Genomic DNA, 1779 nt, shown 5'->3' with positions numbered 1-1779 from the left:
GGTACGGCGGCAGCGGGGTGGCGACGTCGCACCTGGCAGCGCGCACCCTGCGGGACCTGGTGCTGCTGGACTCCGGGCAGGGCGAACGCACCGCGCTGACCGCGCTGCCGTGGGTAGGGCACCGGGTGCGGCGCTGGGAGCCGGAACCGCTCAGATGGGCGGCGGTGCGCGGGATCTACGCGGCCTACCGCGGCGCGGACCGGCGCGAGTCGCGCGGGCGCAGTGCCGCCACGGACCCGGTGGCCCGGTGGGCGGACCGGCTGTCGGGGCACTGATCGCGGAGCGCTGGACGTCCCGCCGCCGGGGCAATGATCGAAGCTCGTTTCGCCACGGTAAGGGATCTCGGGACAAGCCGGGGTGAACCTGTGCGCATCTGCGCCGGACCCCTTCCCGATCCCTCCGCATTCACCGATGATTCATCTCGGCACCGCGAGTCCGCCGTGAGTTCATCTTCCGTTCATCAATGATCCGTACGTTCGCCTCGCCTCTGCCCGACCGAACGATTGCTGGGCCCATGGAACACATCACGCTCCTGACCGGACTCGTGATCGCCACCGCTCTCGTCTTCGACTTCACCACCGGCTTCCACGACACCGCCAACGCCATGGCGACCACCATCTCGACCGGCGCACTCGGGCCTCGGGTCGCGGTGGGAATGTCAGCCGTACTCAACCTGGTCGGCGCCTTCCTGTCGGTGGAGGTCGCCAAGACGATCTCCGGCGGGATCGTCGACGAGTCGGCCGGAATCAGACCCGCGATGATCTTCGCCGCGCTGATCGGCGCGATCGTGTGGAACCTGGTGACCTGGCTGGCCGGGCTTCCCTCCAGCTCCTCGCACGCCCTCTTCGGCGGACTGATCGGCGCCACCCTGGTCTCGGTCGGCGCCCACGGCGTCAATGGTGACGCAGTCGTCACCAAGGTGATCATCCCGGCGGTGGCCGCGCCCATCGTGGCCGGACTCGCCTCGATGCTCGCCACCCGGCTCACCTACCGGCTCGGCCGCGATGCCGACCCCGAGGCCACCTCGCGCGGCTACCGGGCCGGGCAGATCGCCTCCGCCGGACTCGTCTCGCTCGCGCACGGCACCAACGACGCCCAGAAGACCATGGGCGTCATCACCCTCGCGCTCATCGCCGGCGGCTGCATCGCCCCCGGTTCCAACCCGCCGCTGTGGGTCATCTGCTCGGCCGGCACCGCCATCGCGCTCGGCACCTACATCGGCGGCTGGCGGATCATCCGCACCGTCGGCCGCGGCATCACCGACATCCAGCCGCAGCAGGGTTTCGCGGCGCAGACCGGCGCCGCGGCGACCATCCTCGCCTCCTCCCACCTCGGCTTCGCGCTGTCCACCACCCAGGTCTGCTCCGGCTCGGTGCTGGGCGCCGGGCTCGGCCGCACCGGTGCGGTGGTCCGCTGGGGCACCGCCGGGCGGATGGTGGCCGCCTGGGCGCTGACCCTGCCTGCGGCCGGCCTGATCGCGGGCGGCGCCGCCTACCTCGCCGACCGCGGCACCTGGGGTGTCACCACGGTCGGCGTGATCGGCCTCGCGGTGTGCGTGGTGGTCCGTACGGCCGCCCGCCGCAAACCCGTCACGCACGCGAACGTCAACGATCCCGCGGACGCGGTGGCCGCGATGTCGAAAGCGGCGCCCGCAACGACGCCCGCACCCGCGCCCGCGGCTGCTCCGGCCGTCCAGGACGAGCCGGTGACCGTCGACCACATCGCGGCGCCGTCCCCGTAGCCCGCTCTGCCCGCTGACCCAGGCCCCGCCTCGGCCCC

1 protein-coding gene and 1 pseudogene are annotated in these 1779 nt (G+C 72.5%); both read left to right on the top strand.

Features of this window, described 5'->3' with window-relative positions; translation table 11 throughout:
* Window positions 1–275: pseudogene (locus AC13HU_RS36630) on the top strand (FAD-dependent oxidoreductase); the annotation flags it as partial.
* A 239-nt stretch (window positions 276–514) separates the two neighbouring features.
* Entirely contained in the window at window positions 515–1741 is a 1227-nt protein-coding gene (locus tag AC13HU_RS36625) for an inorganic phosphate transporter (RefSeq protein WP_483046316.1), read from the top strand.
* Window positions 1742–1779: the final 38 nt, after the last annotated feature.

The organism is Streptomyces sp. NH27 (genome assembly GCF_056859195.1).
This window is presented reverse-complemented; position numbering and strand designations above follow the sequence as displayed.

Excerpts from the sequence above, each read along its gene's own strand:
- AC13HU_RS36625 (WP_483046316.1), top strand. The coding sequence starts at position 515 with ATGGAACACATCACGCTCCTGACCGGACTCGTGATCGCCACCGCTCTC.